This is a genomic window from Mycobacterium sp. E2238, assembly GCF_001672665.1.
In the GTDB taxonomy this organism is placed as follows: Bacteria; Actinomycetota; Actinomycetes; order Mycobacteriales; family Mycobacteriaceae; genus Mycobacterium.
This window is the reverse complement of record NZ_LZKF01000070.1, coordinates 14,593-30,581: the sequence shown is the minus strand read 5'-3', so window position 1 is coordinate 30,581 and position 15,989 is coordinate 14,593. Positions and strand designations below refer to the sequence as shown.

The following is a 15,989-nucleotide window of genomic DNA, read 5'->3' as shown; positions in this document are numbered from 1 at the left end:
CAGCCAGGTGTATCCGCACGTGGTGCGGCTGCGGCCCGCGCCCCATTGCCGCACGCCCGTCGAGGCCTACTCGCTGCCGTGGGGATCGGCCGGGGTGCCTGGATACTCGGGAGGCTGGCTCATGTCCGTCCTAGCTGTTGACTCAACCTGTGGGCACGCGCACACGGGAACTTAGCAAAGATGAGTGCCCGGCGCCCGGATTCGTTTTCGTGGTATGCCTGAAGCCGTGTCCGACGGTCTTTTTGACCTGCCCGGCGCGCCGCCGACAAGCGATCACGCCCTGGGCGTGTCGGCCGGTGCACCGCTGGCGGTGCGCATGCGGCCGGCCTCGCTGGACGAGGTGGTCGGCCAGGAGCACCTGCTGGCGCCCGGATCGCCGCTGCGCCGCCTGGTCGAGGGATCGGGCGTGGCGTCGGCCATCCTCTACGGCCCGCCCGGCAGTGGCAAGACGACGCTGGCCGCACTGATCTCCCAGGCCACCGGCCGCCGGTTCGAGGCGCTGTCGGCGCTGTCGGCCGGCGTCAAGGACGTGCGCGCCGTCATAGACACGGCACGGCACGCGCTCCTGCGCGGGGAGCAGACGGTGCTGTTCATCGACGAGGTGCACCGCTTCTCCAAGACCCAGCAGGACGCCCTGCTGTCCGCCGTGGAGAACCGGGTGGTGCTGCTGGTGGCGGCGACCACCGAGAACCCGTCGTTCTCGGTCGTCGCGCCGTTGCTGTCCCGGTCGCTGATCCTGCAGTTGCGCCCGCTGGGCGCCGACGACATCCGCACCGTGGTGCAGCGGGCGATCGACGACCCCCGCGGGCTCGACGGTCGGGTCGCGGTCTCGCCCGAGGCCGTCGACCTGCTGGTGCAGCTGGCCGCCGGCGACGCCCGCCGGGCGCTGACCGCGCTGGAGGTCGCGGCCGAATCGGCTCAGGCGGCAGGCGACTCCGTCAGCGTCGAGACCATCGAGCAGTCGCTGGACAAGGCCGCGGTGCGCTACGACCGCGACGGCGACCAGCACTACGACGTCATCAGCGCCTTCATCAAGTCGGTGCGCGGTTCCGACGTCGACGCGGCGCTGCACTACCTGGCCCGCATGCTCGTCGCGGGCGAGGACCCGCGGTTCCTCGCGCGCCGGCTGATGATCCTGGCCAGCGAGGACATCGGCATGGCCGATCCGAGCGCGCTGCAGATCGCGGTGGCGGCCGCCCAGACCGTGCAGCTGATCGGCATGCCCGAGGCGCAGCTGACGCTGGCGCACGCCACCATCCACCTGGCCACCGCGCCCAAGTCGAACTCCGTTACCACCGCGCTGGCGGCCGCGATGGACGACGTCAGGGCGGGCAAAGCCGGCCTGGTGCCGCCCCATCTGCGCGATGGGCACTATTCGGGCGCGGCAGCGCTGGGACACGCGCAGGGCTACCAGTACTCGCACAACGATCCCGACGGCGTCGTCGCCCAGCAGTATCCGCCGGACGAGCTGGTGGGCGTGGACTACTACCGGCCGACCGGCCGCGGCGGCGAGCGGGAGATGGCCGGGCGGCTGGAACGGTTGCGGGCGATCATCCGCAGGAAGCGGGGACGGTGATGAAAACCTTCACTGACGAGGAAATGGGCCGACTACTGGCCACCACCAAGCCCTACAGCGTCGTCATCCTCAAGCAGGGGCCGCGCTTCGGCGAGGACACCACCCCGGGGACCGTCTGGGAGCACGGGCGCCGCAATTTCGGGCTGCGCGACGACGGCGTCATGCCGATCGTGTTGCCGGTCACCGACGGCTCCGACGTGTGCGGGGTCGCGGTGTTCGCGGCCACGGTCGACGATGCCGCCGCCGTCATGGTCGACGACCCGGGTGTGGCGAGCGGCGTCTTCACCTTCGAGGTGCACCCCTGCCGCGGCTTCCCGGGCGACGCCCTGCCGTAGCGCGTCGAGTGTGCGGCGAGCCGCACACTCAGCGCTCGCTGTGCGGCTGGCCGCACACTCGGCGAGCAAAACCCCGCGCTAGACCAGCTCGGGCACCCGCAGGTGGGCGATCGCCAGCTCGAATTCGGCGACGTCAACGACTTCGGCGCCCAGCTCCCGCACCCGCCTGCTGCGCAGTTCGGTGGCGCGGTCGCGGTTGCGGCCCATGGCGTCCATCGAGTCGAACGTCGAGCAGGACACCGCCCGCCGGCACGCGGGATGGTCGACCAGCAGGCTGGCGCTGCAGAAGCCGTCGAGATCCTCCATCTCCGGCAGCACCGAGGACCGGTAGAAGTCCAGCGATCGGCTGAGCTGATCCGGCACCACCTTGAGCCAGGTGGCCCGCACGCAGGCTCCCGGACGGGACGGATGGTCGCGGTGCAGCAAAGCGATGTCCCACTCCTCGACCCGCGCGCTGCCGTCGAACATCAGCGCGGCCTGATCGCGAATCGGCGCGACCCGTTCGGCGCTGGCGCGCATGGCGTCGATGCTGTCCCACGAGCTGGTGGCGATGCAGGTTCCGGACTGCCGGTCGACCAACAGCGACAGTCCGACACACCCGTCGATCTCCGTGAGGGCCGGCATGACGATGTCGCGAACGTGCGCGATGCCGATGTCTACCGATAAGGGTTGCGCCTGGATGGTGGTGGAGCGTGCGTACACGGCCGACCTCCTCAGTTGGGCTGGTACCAAGGGGCCCGGTGGGCCACCGGCCCCACCAGTTACCTTCCTCCTGCCCGTTGCGCGCCGCAATGCCTTGATGTGGTCGCGATCACAAACGATTGGCTGGTCGCAACAGGTGCGCCGTAGGCTGGTTCGGATGCATACCGATGTGCTCGACGTGGACACGACACGGCGCCGCATCGTCGATCTGACCGAGGCGGTACGGGGCTTCTGCTGGTCGCGGGGCGACGGCTTGTGCAACGTGTTCGTCCCGCACGCGACGGCGGGCGTCGCCATCATCGAGACCGGGGCCGGCTCCGACGACGACCTCGTCGACACGCTGGAGCGGCTGCTGCCGCGCGACGACCGCTACCGGCACTCGCATGGCTCCCCGGGCCACGGCGCCGACCACGTGATGCCGGCGCTGGTCGCGCCGTCGGTGACGGTGCCGGTCTCTGCCGGCGAGCCGATGCTGGGCACGTGGCAAAGCATCGTGCTGGTCGACCTGAACCGGGACAACCCGCACCGCTCGGTGCGGTTGAGCTTTCTGGAGGGTTAGCGGCCCGGTAGCCAGCTATTCCGGCGAATACGCTGGAATAGACGTCCACGCAGAAAAAGCAAACAGGAAGAAGCGGACCAGAAGTGCAGACACACGAGATCAGGAAGCGATTTCTTGATCACTTCGTGAAGGCGGGTCACACCGAGGTGCCCAGCGCATCGGTGATCCTCGACGACCCCAACCTGCTCTTCGTCAACGCCGGCATGGTCCAGTTCGTGCCGTACTTCCTGGGCGCGCGCACACCGCCGTACTCGACGGCCACCAGCATCCAGAAGTGCATCCGCACGCCCGACATCGACGAGGTCGGCATCACCACCCGGCACAACACCTTCTTCCAGATGGCCGGCAACTTCTCGTTCGGCGACTACTTCAAGCGCCGCGCCATCGAGCTGGCGTGGACCCTGCTGACCAATCCGGTGTCCAAGGGCGGCTACGGGCTGGATCCCGAAAGAATCTGGACGACGGTCTATTTCGACGACGACGAGGCCGTGCAGCTGTGGCAGGAGATCGCCGGGCTGCCGGCCGAGCGGATCCAGCGCCGCGGCATGGAAGACAACTACTGGTCCATGGGCATCCCCGGTCCGTGCGGCCCGTCGTCGGAGATCTACTACGACCGCGGCGAGGAGTTCGGCATCGGCGGCGGCCCGGTGGCCAACGAAGACCGTTACATCGAGATCTGGAATCTCGTGTTCATGCAGAACGAACGCGGCGAGGGCACCGGCAAAACCGACTTCGAAATCCTGGGGCCGTTGCCGCGCAAGAACATTGACACCGGCATGGGCGTCGAGCGGGTCGCGTTCATCCTGCAGGGCGTGCACAACGTCTACGAGACCGATCTGCTGAGGCCCGTCATCGATGCCGTGGCCGCCCGCGCCCCGCGCGGGTACGACGCCGGCAACCACGAAGACGACGTGCGTTACCGGGTCATCGCCGACCACAGCCGTACCGCGGCGATCCTCATCGGCGACGGCGTCACTCCCGGCAACGACGGGCGCGGGTACGTGCTGCGCCGGCTGCTGCGCCGGGTGATCCGATCGGCCAAGCTGCTCGACATCGAAGGCCCGATCGTCGGCGAGCTGATGGCCACCGTGCGCGACGCGATGGGGCCGTCGTATCCCGAACTGGTCGCCGACTTCGACCGGATCAGGCGCATCGCCGTCGCCGAGGAGACCGCGTTCAACCGCACGCTGGCGGCCGGCTCGAAGCTGTTCGACGACGTGGCCGGCACCACGAAAGCGTCTGGTAAGAAAGCGATTTCCGGCTCCGACGCCTTTACGCTGCACGACACCTACGGGTTCCCGATCGAGCTGACCCTGGAGATGGCCTCCGAGGCCGGCCTGCAAGTCGACGAGATCGGCTTCCGGGAGCTGATGGCCGAACAGCGCCGCCGGGCGAAGGCGGACGCCGCCGCGCGCAAGCACGCGCACGCGGACCTGAGCGCCTACCGCGAGCTGGTCGACGCCGGCCCCACCGAATTCACCGGCTTCGACGAACTGGCTTCCGAGGCAAGGATTCTGGGTATCTTCGTCGACGGGAAGCGGGTACCGGTGGTCACCCACGGCACCGATGGCTCCCATCAGGTCGAACTCGTGCTGGACCGCACCCCGCTCTACGCCGAATCCGGCGGGCAGATCGCCGACGAGGGCACCATCAGCGGGACGGGAGCCTCAGAGTGCGCCCGGGCGGCGGTCACCGACGTGCAGAAGATCGCCAAAACCCTTTGGGTGCACCGGGTCAACGTCGAATCCGGCGAATTCGTGGAGGGCGACACCGTCGTCGCGGCGGTCGACCCGGAATGGCGCCGTGGCGCCACCCAGGGGCACTCGGGCACCCACATGGTGCACGCCGCGCTGCGACAAGTGCTGGGCCCCAACGCCGTTCAGGCCGGGTCGCTGAACCGCCCGGGTTACCTGCGCTTCGACTTCAACTGGCAGGGTTCGCTGTCCGACGAGCAGCGCACCCAGATCGAAGAGGTCACCAACGAGGCCGTCCAGGCCGACTTCGAGGTGCACACCTTCACCGAGCAACTCGAGAAGGCCAAGGCCATGGGGGCGGTCGCGCTGTTCGGCGAGAGCTACCCGGAACAGGTGCGGGTGGTGGAGATCGGCGGCCCGTTCTCGCTGGAACTCTGCGGTGGGACCCACGTGCACAACTCGGCGCAGATCGGGCCGGTGACCATCCTGGGCGAATCGTCGGTCGGTTCCGGGGTCCGCCGGGTCGAGGCCTACGTCGGGCTGGACTCGTTCCGCCACCTGGCCAAGGAGCGCGCCCTGATGGCGGGGCTGGCGTCGTCGCTGAAGGTGCCGTCCGACGAGGTGCCCGCGCGGGTGGCCGGCCTGGTGGAGCGGCTCAAGGCCGCTGAGAAGGAGCTCGAACGCGCGCGGCTGGCCGGGGCGCGCGCCGCCGCGACCAACGCCGCGGCCGGCGCGGAGCGTATCGGTAACGTCCGTGTGGTGGCGCAACGGATGTCCGCGGGGATGACGGCGGGCGACCTGCGTTCCCTGGTGGGCGACATCCGCGGCAAGCTGGGCAGCGACCCCGCCGTGGTGGCGCTGATCGCGGAGGGCGAGGGCGGCACCGTGCCGTACGCGATCGCCGCCAACCCGGCCGCCCAAGAGCTCGGCATCCGCGCCAACGACCTGATCAAGCAGCTGGCCGCGACCGTCGACGGCCGCGGCGGGGGCAAGCCCGATCTGGCGCAGGGTTCCGGAAAGGACCCGACCCGCATCGACGCCGCGCTCGAGGCCGTCCGCTCTGAGATAGCGCGGGTCGGCTGAGTGGTTTCCACAGAGCATCGCTTGCCCGACCGGCCCGGCGACCCTGGCCGGGGACGGCGTCTCGGCATCGACGTCGGCAGCGTGCGCATCGGCGTCGCCTGCAGCGACCCCGACGGCATCCTGGCCACCCCGGTGGAAACCGTGCGCCGCGACCGCTCCGGCAAACACGTGCGGCGGCTGGCCGAGCTGGCCGCGGAGCTCGGGGTGGTCGAGGTGGTCGTCGGGCTGCCGCGGACACTGGCCGACCGCACCGGCCCGTCGGCGGTCGACGCGATGGAGCTGGCCGGCGAACTGGCCCGGCGCATCGCCCCCATACCGGTGCGGCTGACCGACGAGCGCCTGACCACCGTCAGCGCGCAGCGATCGCTGCGCGCGGCCGGCGTCCGCGCCAGGGAGCAGCGGGCAGTGATCGACCAGGCGGCCGCGGTGGCCATCCTGCAGAGCTGGCTCGACCAACGCCGAGCCACCCTGACCGCGGGGGAGTCCACCGATGGTTGACAGCGCACGGCGTGAACGGGCCGAACCCGAAGCGGTCGGCCCGTCGCGCAAAGGCGGCCGCGTGGCCCGCAATCGGGCCGAGCGGGGGCGCCGCCGGCGGCGGCTCGCCGGCACGATCGTGGTCGCGGTCGTCGCCGTCGTCGTGCTGGTCGGGGTTTTCGTCGGCGCCAAGCTGTGGCACACGATGTTCGGGGCCGACGACGACTACACCGGAAACGGCAAGCGCGACATCGTGATTCAGATCAAGGACGGCGACTCGACCACCATGGTCGGGGAGACGCTGCAGCACGAGCAGGTGACCAAGACGGTCCGGGCATTCGTCAACGCCGCGCACGGCAACACCAAGATCTCGTCGATCCAGCCCGGTTTCTACCGGATGCGCACCGAGATCCCTGCGGCCAACGCCGTCGAGCGGCTGGCCGACCCCAACAGCCGGGTGGGCCGGCTGGTCATCCCGGAGGGCCGCCAACTCGACGACACCACCGACATGAAGACCAACAAGGTGACACCGGGCATCCTGACGCTGATCTCCCGCGCCACCTGCGTCACCCTGGACGGCAACCAGCACTGCGTCGCGGTGGAGGAGCTGCGGGCGGCGGCGACCAACAGCACACCCGCCGCGCTGGCGGTGCCGCCGTGGGCGCTCGAGCCGTTCACCGAGCTCGGCAAGGATCATCGCCGGATCGAGGGGCTGATCGCGCCGGGAACCTTCAACGTCGACCCCTCCACGTCGGCCGAGACGATCCTGTCCGGGCTGATCAGCACCGGCGCCGTGGAATACATGAAGTCGGGGTTGGTGGACACCGCCCAGGCCATGGGCCTGTCGCCCTACGACATCCTGGTGGTGGCGTCGCTGGTGGAGCAGGAATCCAAGTCGCAGGACTTCGCGAAGGTCGCGCAGGTCATCTACAACCGCCTGCACGCACACCACACGCTGGAATTCGACTCGACGGTCAACTATCCGCTGGACCGCCGGGAAGTGGCCACCACCGATGCCGACCGGGCCCAGAAGACGCCGTGGAACACCTACGTGTCGCAGGGGTTGCCGGCGACCGCGATCTGTTCGCCCGGGGTCGACGCCCTGCACGCCGCCGAGCATCCCGAGCCCGGTGACTGGTTGTACTTCGTCACCATCGATGCCCAGGGAACGACGCTGTTCACCAAGGATTATCAGCAGCATCTGGCCAACATCGAGCTGGCTAAGCGCAACGGTGTCCTCGATAGCGCGCGCTGACGGCGCACCCCGAAAAGCGGCGGTGCTCGGCAAGCCGATCGCCCACTCGAAGTCCCCGCAACTGCACCTGGCCGCCTACCGGGCGCTGGGGCTGCACGACTGGACCTACGAGCGCATCGAGTGCGACGCCGGGCAGCTGCCCGCGGTGGTGGGCGGGTTCGGGCCCGAGTGGGTCGGGGTGTCGGTGACCATGCCGGGCAAATTCGCCGCGTTGCGGTTCGCCGACGAGCGCACCGAACGCGCCGAGCGGGTGGGGTCGGCCAACACGCTCGTCCGCACGCCGGCGGGCTGGCGGGCCGACAACACCGACATCGACGGCGTAGCGGGGGCGCTGGCGTCAGAAGTGGAAGCGGCCGGGCCTGCGCTGGTGTGCGGGTCGGGTGGGACCGCGCCGGCGGCCGTGCTGGGGCTGGCCCAGCTGGGTGTCACCGCCATCACCGTCGTCGCGCGCGATCCGGATAAGGCTGCCCGGCTGGTGGATCTCGGCACGGGAATCGGGGTGCGGACGCGGTTCGTGGGGCTGGACAGCGACGAGCTGCCCGCCGCGGTGGCCGGCGCGGGGGTGCTGGTCAGCACGATCCCCGCGGAGGTCGGGGCGCGGTATGCGGACATCTTCGCGGCCATCCCGGTGCTGTTGGACGCCGTCTACGACCCGTGGCCCACGCCGCTGGCCGCCGCGGTGGCCGCCGCCGGCGGCCGCGTGATCAGCGGCCTGCAGATGCTGCTGCATCAGGCCTTCACCCAGGTCGAGCTATTCACAGGCCTGCCGGCGCCGCGAGAGGCCATGGCCGCCGCCTTGGGCTAGCGTCCCGCGGCATGGGGGTGACGGCGGCGGTCGCGGTGCTGGTCTGGCTGGCGGTGTTGAGCGGTTACGACATCCGCGAGCGCCGGTTGCCCAACCTGCTGACGCTGCCCGGGGCGGCGATGATCCTGCTGGCGGCCGCCGTGGCCGGGCGCGGCTGGCCCGCCGTCGCGGGGGCGACGGCGTTGACCGCGGTCTATCTGCTGGTGCACTCCCTGGCCCCGGCGGGAATGGGAGCGGGAGACGTCAAGCTCGCGATCGGCCTGGGCGCGCTGGCCGGCTGCTTCGGCGCCGGGGTGTGGTTCTTGGCGGCGCTCGCGGCGCCGCTGCTGACCGTGTCGTGGGGCCTGCTCGGCCGGCTTCTCGGCCGCGCGTGCTCCGCGCGTGTGCCGCACGGCCCGTCGATGTGCGCGGCCACCGCCGCCGCAATCGGCCTGGCCCTCGGGATTTAAGCCCGCCCGGGCGCACATGGGAAGATGATCGGGTGTTGCGTTGGATCACCGCCGGGGAGTCGCATGGTCGTGCGTTGGTGGCCATGCTCGAGGGCATGGTCGCCGGCGTCGAGGTCAACTCGACCGATATCGGCGACCAGTTGGCCCGCCGGCGGCTCGGTTACGGCCGCGGCGCGCGGATGAAGTTCGAGCGCGACGCGGTGACCGTGCTGTCCGGGGTGCGCCACGGCATCACGCTGGGCGGCCCCATCGCCATCGAGATCGGCAACACCGAGTGGCCCAAGTGGGAGACCGTGATGGCCGCCGACCCGGTCGACCCGGCGGAACTGGCCAATGTCGCGCGCAACGAACCGCTCACCCGGCCGCGGCCCGGCCACGCCGATTACGCGGGCATGCTCAAGTACGGCTTCGACGACGCCCGGCCCGTGCTGGAGCGGGCCAGCGCCCGGGAAACCGCCGCCCGCGTCGCGGTCGGCACCGTCGCGCGGTCCTTCCTGCGCCAGGCGCTGGGTGTCGAGGTGCTTTCGCACGTGATCGCGATCGGTCCGTCGGCGCCCTACGACGGCCCGCCGCCGCGCCCGGAGGACCTGCCCGCGATCGACGACAGCCCGGTGCGCGCCTTCGACAAGGGCGCCGAAGAAGCGATGATCGCCGAGATCGAGGCGGCCAAGAAGGACGGCGACACCCTTGGCGGCGTGGTCGAGGTGGTGGCCGTGGGCCTGCCGGTCGGGCTGGGTTCGTTCACCAGCGGCGACAACCGGCTCGACAGCCAGCTCGCCGCCGCGGTGATGGGCATCCAGGCCATCAAGGGCGTGGAGATCGGCGACGGCTTCGAAACGGCCCGCCGCCGCGGCAGCCGCGCCCACGACGAGATGTATCCCGGACCCGACGGCGTGGTCCGCTCGACCAACCGCGCGGGCGGGCTGGAGGGCGGCATGACCAACGGGCAGCCGCTGCGGGTGCGCGCCGCGATGAAGCCCATCTCCACCGTGCCGCGGGCGCTGGCCACCGTCGACATGGTGACCGGCGACGAGGCCGTCGCCATCCACCAGCGCTCGGACGTGTGCGCGGTCCCGGCCGCCGGCGTCGTCGTCGAGGCCATGGTGGCGCTGGTGCTGGCCCGGGCGGCGCTGGAGAAGTTCGGCGGCGATTCGCTCACCGAAACCCGCCGCAACATCGAGGCGTATCGGCGCGCGGTCGCCGACCGGGAAGCGCCGGCCGCCCGGGGTACCGCCTGATGGCGCCCAGGGCGGTACTCGTCGGGTTGCCGGGATCGGGCAAGTCCACGATCGGGCGGCGCCTGGCCAAGGCGCTGGGCGTCGGGTTCCTGGACACCGATGCGGCGATCGAGCAGCAGACCGGGCGCAGCATCGCCGACATCTTCGCCACGGACGGAGAGCAGGAGTTCCGCCGCATCGAGGAGGGCGCGGTGCGCGCCGCGTTGGCCGACCATGACGGCGTGTTGTCGCTCGGCGGTGGGGCCGTCACCAGCCCGGGGGTCTGCGCGGCGCTCGCCGGCCATACCGTCATCTACTTGGAGATCGGCGCCAACGAGGGCGTGCGGCGCACCGGCGGCAGCGCCGTGCGGCCGCTGCTCGCCGGCCCGGACCGCGCCGAGAAATACAAAGCGCTGATGGCCGAGCGGGTCCCGCTCTACCGGCGCGTTTCGACGATCCGCGTCGACACCAATCGCCGCAATCCCGGGGCGGTCGTGCGCTACATCGTGTCCCGGCTGCAGACCCCGGACAACGCCCACGCGGAGGCGGCGACATGACCCACACCGTGCAGGTGGCCGTCGACCCGCCGTACCCGGTAATCATCGGGACCGACCTGGGCGACCAGCTGGTCGAACTGCTCTGCGACCGGCACCGGGTGGCCGTCGTGCACCAACCGGCGCTCGCGCAAACCGCAGAAGCGATCCGAAGCCGCTTGGCGGACAAGGGCGTCGACGCGCACCGCATCGAAATCCCCGACGCCGAGGCCGGAAAGGACCTACCGGTCGTCGGATTCCTCTGGGAAGTCCTGGGCCGCATCGGGATTGACCGCAAAGACGCGTTGGTCAGCCTCGGCGGCGGCGCCGCCACCGACGTCGCCGGGTTCGCGGCGGCCACCTGGCTGCGCGGCGTCGACATCGTCCACATTCCCACCACGCTGCTCGGCATGGTCGACGCGGCCGTCGGCGGCAAGACGGGCATCAACACCGACGCGGGCAAGAACCTGGTGGGCGCGTTCCATCAGCCGCTGGCGGTGCTGGTCGACCTGGCGACCCTGGAAACGTTGCCGCACAACGAACTCGTCGCGGGGATGGCCGAGGTGGTCAAGGCCGGCTTCATCGCCGACCCGGTGATCCTCGATCTCATCGAGGCCGACCCGCAGGCCGCCGTCGACCCCACCGGCGACGTGCTTCCGGAGCTGATCCGGCGCTCGATCGCCGTCAAGGCGCAGGTCGTCGCCGCCGACGAGAAGGAGTCGGAGCTGCGCGAAATCCTGAACTATGGCCACACATTGGCGCATGCGATCGAGCGCCGGGAGCGCTACGAGTGGCGCCACGGCGCCGCGGTGTCGGTGGGCCTGGTGTTCGCCGCGGAGCTGGCCAGGCTGGCCGGCCGGCTCGACGACGCGACCGCGCAGCGCCACCGCACCGTCCTGTCGGCGCTCGGCCTGCCGGTCGGCTACGACCCCGACGCGTTGCCGCAACTCCTGGAATACATGGCCCAGGACAAGAAGTCGCGCGCCGGGGTGCTGAGGTTCGTGGTGCTCGACGGGCTGGCCAAGCCGGGGCGGCTGGCCGGTCCCGACCCGTCGTTGCTGGCGGCGGCTTACGCGGGGCTGTCCGACGAAGGGGACGCCCGATGACCGGCAACGTCACCGTGCAAGTCATCAACGGCCCGAACCTGGGCCGGCTGGGCCGCCGCGAGCCCGAGGTGTACGGGGACACCACGCACGATCAACTCGCCGCGCTGATCGAGCGGGAGGCCGCCGCGCTCGGCCTGAAAGCCGTTGTGCGCCAGAGCGACAACGAAGCGCAACTGCTGGACTGGATTCATTCGGCCGCCGACGCGGGCGAACCGGTGATCCTCAACGCCGGCGGGCTGACCCACACCTCGGTCGCGCTGCGCGACGCGTGCGCCGAGTTGCGCGCGCCCCTGATCGAGGTGCACATCTCCAACGTGCATGCCCGCGAAGACTTTCGGCGCCACTCGTACCTCAGCCCGGTCGCGACCGGGGTAATCGTCGGGCTGGGAATCCAGGGCTACCTGCTCGCCCTGCGCTACCTGGCGGAAGCCGCCACGGGTTAGCCCTTGCCGGGCTCGTGGCCGGGCGTGGTCGGCTCGTCGCCGGCCTTGCGGATCACCTCGGTTTTGGGCTCGGACTCGCTCTTGGCGATCGTCTCGGTCGGTGCCTCGCGTTCGGTGGTGCCCATCGTTTCGGTCGGGGCGTCCCGCTCGGCCGTGGCGACCGCCGCGGTCCGCTCCTCGTGCTGCGCTCCAGCCGTGGGGATCTCCCCGGTCGGCGCGTCGTCAGCGCGCACCGCGGAGAACACATCCGTGTCGGCCCGCTCCTCGTCCGTTCCCGGCCTGCGGGGCGGCGGATTGCGGTCGACGCGCCAGCGGCCGATGGTGACGCCGATGATCCCGGGCAGGAACACGCACAGGGCGGTGAACGCCGCGAACGTGGTCAACTCGTTGATCAGGCCGCCGGTGTAGAGGCCGTTGTACACCAGCGCGATGAGCCAGGACACGGCTCCGGACAGGACGCCGGCCACCAGGCCGGCCAGCAGCCAGGTCATCGCCAGGTCGCCCCGCCGGTCCGGGTCGGGGTTCGCTTTCGCGTCGGCCCGGCCGTCGAGCACCCCCCACACGGCTACGCCGATGATGAACAAAAGCAGCAGCACCACGCTAAAAAGCCCGGCCTGCGTCTGCCACGCGTTTATCAACGCGCCTTGGAACAAGCGAACGATTACCATCGCCGCGGCGTAGACCAATCCGCGCAGCATCCAGGACCTCATGGGCAATCAGCGTAGCGAGTACCGTCAAGGGTCGTGACACATTCTCAGCGCCGGGACAACCTGAAGGCGCAAATCCGGGCCGGTGGACTCGACGCGATGCTGGTCAGCGACCTGAACAACGTGCGCTACCTGTCCGGTTTCACCGGATCGAACGGCGCGTTGCTGGTTTTCGCCGACGACCGCGGCCCGGTACTGGCCACCGACGGCCGGTATCGCACCCAGGCCGCGGAGCAGGCGCCGGGGATCGAGATCGCCATCGAACGCGCCCTCGGGCGCCACCTGGTCGGCCGGGCCGCCGACGACGGCGTCGGGAAGCTGGGCTTCGAGAGCAACGTGGTCACCGTCGACGCCTTCGACGTCCTGACCAGCGAACTCGGCGAACGCAAGGCCGCCACCGAGCTGGTGCGGGCCGCCGGGACCGTCGAGGCGCTGCGCGAGGTCAAAGACGACGGCGAGGTGGCGCTGCTGCGGCTGGCCTGCGAGGCGGCCGACGCCGCCCTCGCCGAGCTGGTGGAGCGCGGCGGCCTGCGGCCCGGACGAACCGAACGCGAGGTGAGCCGCGAGCTCGAGGCGCTGATGCTCGACCACGGCGCCGACGCGATCTCGTTCGAGACCATCGTCGCCGCCGGGCCGAATTCGGCGATCCCGCATCACCGCCCCACCGACGCCGCGCTCGCGGCCGGGGATTTCGTCAAGATCGACTTCGGCGCGCTGGTGGCCGGCTATCACTCCGACATGACCCGCACCTTCGTGCTCGGCAAGGCCGCCGACTGGCAGCGGGAGATCTACCAGCTGGTCGCCGACGCCCAGCGGGCCGGGCGGGAGGCGTTGCGGGCGGGCGCCAACCTGCGCGACGTCGACGGCGCGGCGCGCCAGCTCATCGTCGACGCGGGCTACGGCGAGCAGTTCGGCCACGGGCTGGGGCACGGAGTGGGGTTGCAGATCCACGAGGCGCCGGGGATCGGGGCCACGTCGACCGGCACGCTGCTGGCCGGCTCGGTGGTGACCGTCGAGCCGGGCGTCTACCTGCCGGGTCGCGGCGGCGTGCGCATCGAGGACACCCTGGTCGTGCCCGGCGAGGCGGCGGCGACCCGCGGGCAGGCGCCGGAGTTGCTCACCCGGTTTCCCAAGGAGTTGGCGGTTCTCGCCTAGACGAACCGCGCGGTTCAGTCGGCCGGGCCGCCGGGGTAAAGTCGGGTGGCGTGAATGGGGTGGAGCCAATCGAACGTGGGCTGGCGCGCCTACGGGATTTTCGGTGGGAGCTGGACGCGCAACCCCTGCGGGAGCTGCGGCTGGAGATCGACATCGTGTATATCCCCATCCCGGTGCCGTTTTCCGGCGGGAAAAAGCTCAACGTCCCCTTCTTGACGATGATCAAGCCCCTGCGGCCCGCGCCGAGCGAGCCGGCCGAGACCGGCCCTTAACGCGGAGCTTCCCGCCACCCGACGCGCGGGCGTCGGCCGCGCCGCGCTTTAGACTGACCGACAAATTGCAGACAGGTCGCGACCGACTGTCCATCCTCTAGGAGATACACCGAACCGTGGCAAGCACCGCCGATTTCAAGAACGGACTGGTGCTGGTGATCGACGGCCAGCTCTGGCAGATCGTCGAGTTCCAGCACGTCAAACCGGGCAAGGGCCCGGCTTTCGTGCGCACCAAGCTGAAGAACGTGCTTTCCGGCAAGGTCGTCGACAAGACGTACAACGCCGGCGTGAAGGTGGAGACGGCCACCGTCGACCGGCGCGACACCACCTACCTGTACCGCGACGGCTCAGACTTCGTATTCATGGACAGCCAGGACTACGAGCAGCACCCGCTGCCGGAGTCGCTGGTCGGCGACGCCGCCCGGTTCCTGCTCGAGGGGCTGCCGGTGCAGGTCGCGTTCCACAACGGGGCCCCGCTGTACATCGAGCTGCCGGTGTCGGTCGAGATGGAGGTCACCCACACCGAACCGGGCCTGCAGGGCGACCGGTCCAGCGCCGGCACGAAGCCCGCCACCGTGGAGACGGGGGCGGAGATCCAGGTGCCGCTGTTCATCAACACCGGCGACAAGCTGAAGGTGGACACGCGCGACGGCAGCTATTTGGGGCGCGTCAACGCGTGAGCAGGCCCGTCAGGGGGCGCCATCAGGCCCGCAAGCGTGCCGTCGACCTGTTGTTCGAGGCGGAGGCCCGCGGGATGGGGCCGGCCGAGGTCGTCGACGGGCGCGCCACGCTGGCCGCGGCGAACTCGGAGGTGGCGCCGCTGCAGCCGTACACGGTCGCGGCCGCCCGCGGTGTCGGCGAGCACGCCGCCCACATCGACGACCTGATCAGCTCGCACCTGCAGGGCTGGACGCTGGACCGGCTGCCCGCCGTCGATCGCGCCATCCTGCGGGTCGCGGTGTGGGAGCTGCTCTACGCCGACGACGTCCCGGAGCCGGTAGCCGTGGACGAGGCCGTGCAGCTGGCCAAGGAGCTGTCCACCGACGACTCGCCGGCCTTCGTCAACGGCGTGCTGGGCCAGGTCATGCTGGTGACGCCGCAGATCCGGGCGGCCGCGGCGGCGGTTCGTTCGAGTGCGGCCGGCGCGCCGGAAACCGAGGAACGCCAGGCGTGACGCGGCTGGAGCTGCGCGCCGTCGTCGCGGGGTTGCTCGCCGCGACGGTGGTGCTCGGTGCGGTGGTCTGCGCCGCCTTCGGCTGGACAATCGTCGCGTCGGCGCTGTCGATCTACGCGCTCGCGGTGGGCGCCTGGTTGTATCACTGCGTCGAGCGGCTGATCGTGGCCCGCCGCATCAGCACGGTCCGCACCGCCGCGCGGCCGCTGCAGCCGCTGCTGCCCGTGATGGCCGCGATCATGGGACTCACGCAGTCCGTGGTGCGATCGCTGTCCGACGTCACCGAGTTGCCGGCCCGCCGCTGGGAACTTCCGGTCCTACGCTGGGTGGACAGCACGCGGGCGAACCGGCGCATCCTGGACGCCGAAGAGGGTGACGACGAGCTGAACAGCTGAGGAGAGCTCACGCGAAACGATCACGTGGGCAGCGCGGCGGGGTGAGAATACA

General features: G+C 70.6%; 19 protein-coding genes. 17 read left to right on the top strand and 2 right to left on the bottom strand.

Translation table 11 applies throughout. From position 1 onward, the window contains the following. Nucleotides 1-214: 214 nt before the first annotated feature. Both A5711_RS05850 and A5711_RS05845 read left to right on the top strand, forming a co-directional pair. Nucleotides 215-1,576 (top strand): replication-associated recombination protein A, encoded by a 1,362-nt coding sequence (locus tag A5711_RS05850; protein ID WP_067944694.1) that lies wholly within the window; start codon nucleotides 215-217, stop codon nucleotides 1,574-1,576. After that, complete coding sequence (locus A5711_RS05845) at nucleotides 1,576-1,911, top strand: hypothetical protein (protein WP_067944693.1); 336 nt, start codon at nucleotides 1,576-1,578, stop codon at nucleotides 1,909-1,911. Before A5711_RS05850 ends, A5711_RS05845 begins: the two co-directional genes overlap by 1 nt. Nucleotides 1,912-1,989: 78 nt before the next feature. On the opposite strand, the gene A5711_RS05840 is transcribed toward A5711_RS05845, so the two are convergent. After that, nucleotides 1,990-2,613, bottom strand: coding sequence for a hypothetical protein (locus A5711_RS05840; protein ID WP_067944692.1), 624 nt, complete (start codon nucleotides 2,611-2,613; stop codon nucleotides 1,990-1,992). 169 nt (nucleotides 2,614-2,782) lie between these two features. On the opposite strand from A5711_RS05840, the gene A5711_RS05835 reads away from it, so the two are divergent. The 10 genes from A5711_RS05835 to aroQ all read left to right on the top strand — a co-directional run bounded on the left by A5711_RS05835 (nucleotide 2,783) and on the right by aroQ (nucleotide 12,234). Then, a complete protein-coding gene (locus A5711_RS05835) occupies nucleotides 2,783-3,172 on the top strand; it encodes a secondary thiamine-phosphate synthase enzyme YjbQ (RefSeq protein ID WP_197501127.1) in 390 nt (129 codons plus the stop codon). An 83-nt stretch (nucleotides 3,173-3,255) separates the two neighbouring features. Next, nucleotides 3,256-5,949, top strand: a complete 2,694-nt coding sequence (gene alaS / locus A5711_RS05830) for an alanine--tRNA ligase (protein WP_067944690.1) — start codon at nucleotides 3,256-3,258, stop codon at nucleotides 5,947-5,949. Beyond that, on the top strand, nucleotides 5,950-6,447 hold the full coding sequence (gene ruvX / locus A5711_RS05825) for a Holliday junction resolvase RuvX (RefSeq protein ID WP_067944689.1): 498 nt from the start codon (nucleotides 5,950-5,952) through the stop codon (nucleotides 6,445-6,447). Further along, nucleotides 6,440-7,681 (top strand): endolytic transglycosylase MltG, encoded by a 1,242-nt coding sequence (gene mltG, locus A5711_RS05820; RefSeq protein ID WP_067944688.1) that lies wholly within the window; start codon nucleotides 6,440-6,442, stop codon nucleotides 7,679-7,681. Before ruvX ends, mltG begins: the two co-directional genes overlap by 8 nt. Continuing rightward, nucleotides 7,668-8,486: a shikimate dehydrogenase gene (locus A5711_RS05815; RefSeq protein WP_197520748.1), complete on the top strand. Its 819-nt coding sequence runs from the start codon at nucleotides 7,668-7,670 to the stop codon at nucleotides 8,484-8,486. Before mltG ends, A5711_RS05815 begins: the two co-directional genes overlap by 14 nt. An 11-nt stretch (nucleotides 8,487-8,497) precedes the next feature. Beyond that, nucleotides 8,498-8,935 carry an A24 family peptidase gene (locus A5711_RS05810; protein ID WP_067944686.1) on the top strand — a complete coding sequence of 146 codons (438 nt, stop codon included), beginning with the start codon at nucleotides 8,498-8,500 and terminating at the stop codon, nucleotides 8,933-8,935. A 32-nt stretch (nucleotides 8,936-8,967) separates the two neighbouring features. After that, nucleotides 8,968-10,173 carry a chorismate synthase gene (gene aroC, locus A5711_RS05805; protein ID WP_067944685.1) on the top strand — a complete coding sequence of 402 codons (1,206 nt, stop codon included), beginning with the start codon at nucleotides 8,968-8,970 and terminating at the stop codon, nucleotides 10,171-10,173. Beyond that, nucleotides 10,173-10,709, top strand: coding sequence for a shikimate kinase (locus A5711_RS05800; protein WP_067944684.1), 537 nt, complete (start codon nucleotides 10,173-10,175; stop codon nucleotides 10,707-10,709). Before aroC ends, A5711_RS05800 begins: the two co-directional genes overlap by 1 nt. Continuing rightward, nucleotides 10,706-11,791: a 3-dehydroquinate synthase gene (aroB, locus tag A5711_RS05795; RefSeq protein WP_067944683.1), complete on the top strand. Its 1,086-nt coding sequence runs from the start codon at nucleotides 10,706-10,708 to the stop codon at nucleotides 11,789-11,791. Before A5711_RS05800 ends, aroB begins: the two co-directional genes overlap by 4 nt. Beyond that, nucleotides 11,788-12,234, top strand: coding sequence for a type II 3-dehydroquinate dehydratase (gene aroQ, locus A5711_RS05790; RefSeq protein ID WP_067944682.1), 447 nt, complete (start codon nucleotides 11,788-11,790; stop codon nucleotides 12,232-12,234). The genes aroB and aroQ overlap by 4 nt, the downstream gene beginning before the upstream one ends. Here aroQ and A5711_RS05785 read toward each other — a convergent pair. Further along, on the bottom strand, nucleotides 12,231-12,944 hold the full coding sequence (locus A5711_RS05785) for a B-4DMT family transporter (protein WP_197520216.1): 714 nt from the start codon (nucleotides 12,942-12,944) through the stop codon (nucleotides 12,231-12,233). The two genes, aroQ and A5711_RS05785, sit on opposite strands and share 4 nt — an antisense overlap. A 33-nt stretch (nucleotides 12,945-12,977) precedes the next feature. Here A5711_RS05785 and A5711_RS05780 point away from each other — a divergent pair, with 33 nt between their 5' ends. The 5 genes from A5711_RS05780 (at nucleotide 12,978) to A5711_RS05760 (ending at nucleotide 15,937) form a co-directional block, all read left to right on the top strand. Then, entirely contained in the window at nucleotides 12,978-14,096 is a 1,119-nt protein-coding gene (locus A5711_RS05780; protein WP_067944680.1) for a Xaa-Pro peptidase family protein, read from the top strand. 50 nt (nucleotides 14,097-14,146) lie between these two features. Next, the gene (locus A5711_RS05775; RefSeq protein WP_067944679.1) at nucleotides 14,147-14,368 is read left to right on the top strand and encodes a hypothetical protein; all 222 of its coding nucleotides are present in this window, start codon (nucleotides 14,147-14,149) and stop codon (nucleotides 14,366-14,368) included. A 116-nt stretch (nucleotides 14,369-14,484) separates the two neighbouring features. Further along, a complete protein-coding gene (efp, locus tag A5711_RS05770) occupies nucleotides 14,485-15,048 on the top strand; it encodes an elongation factor P (RefSeq protein WP_007171952.1) in 564 nt (187 codons plus the stop codon). Next, nucleotides 15,045-15,542 (top strand): transcription antitermination factor NusB, encoded by a 498-nt coding sequence (nusB, locus tag A5711_RS05765; RefSeq protein WP_067944678.1) that lies wholly within the window; start codon nucleotides 15,045-15,047, stop codon nucleotides 15,540-15,542. The genes efp and nusB overlap by 4 nt, the downstream gene beginning before the upstream one ends. Further along, complete coding sequence (locus tag A5711_RS05760; protein ID WP_067944677.1) at nucleotides 15,539-15,937, top strand: antitermination protein NusB; 399 nt, start codon at nucleotides 15,539-15,541, stop codon at nucleotides 15,935-15,937. The genes nusB and A5711_RS05760 overlap by 4 nt, the downstream gene beginning before the upstream one ends. Nucleotides 15,938-15,989 lie beyond the last annotated feature (52 nt).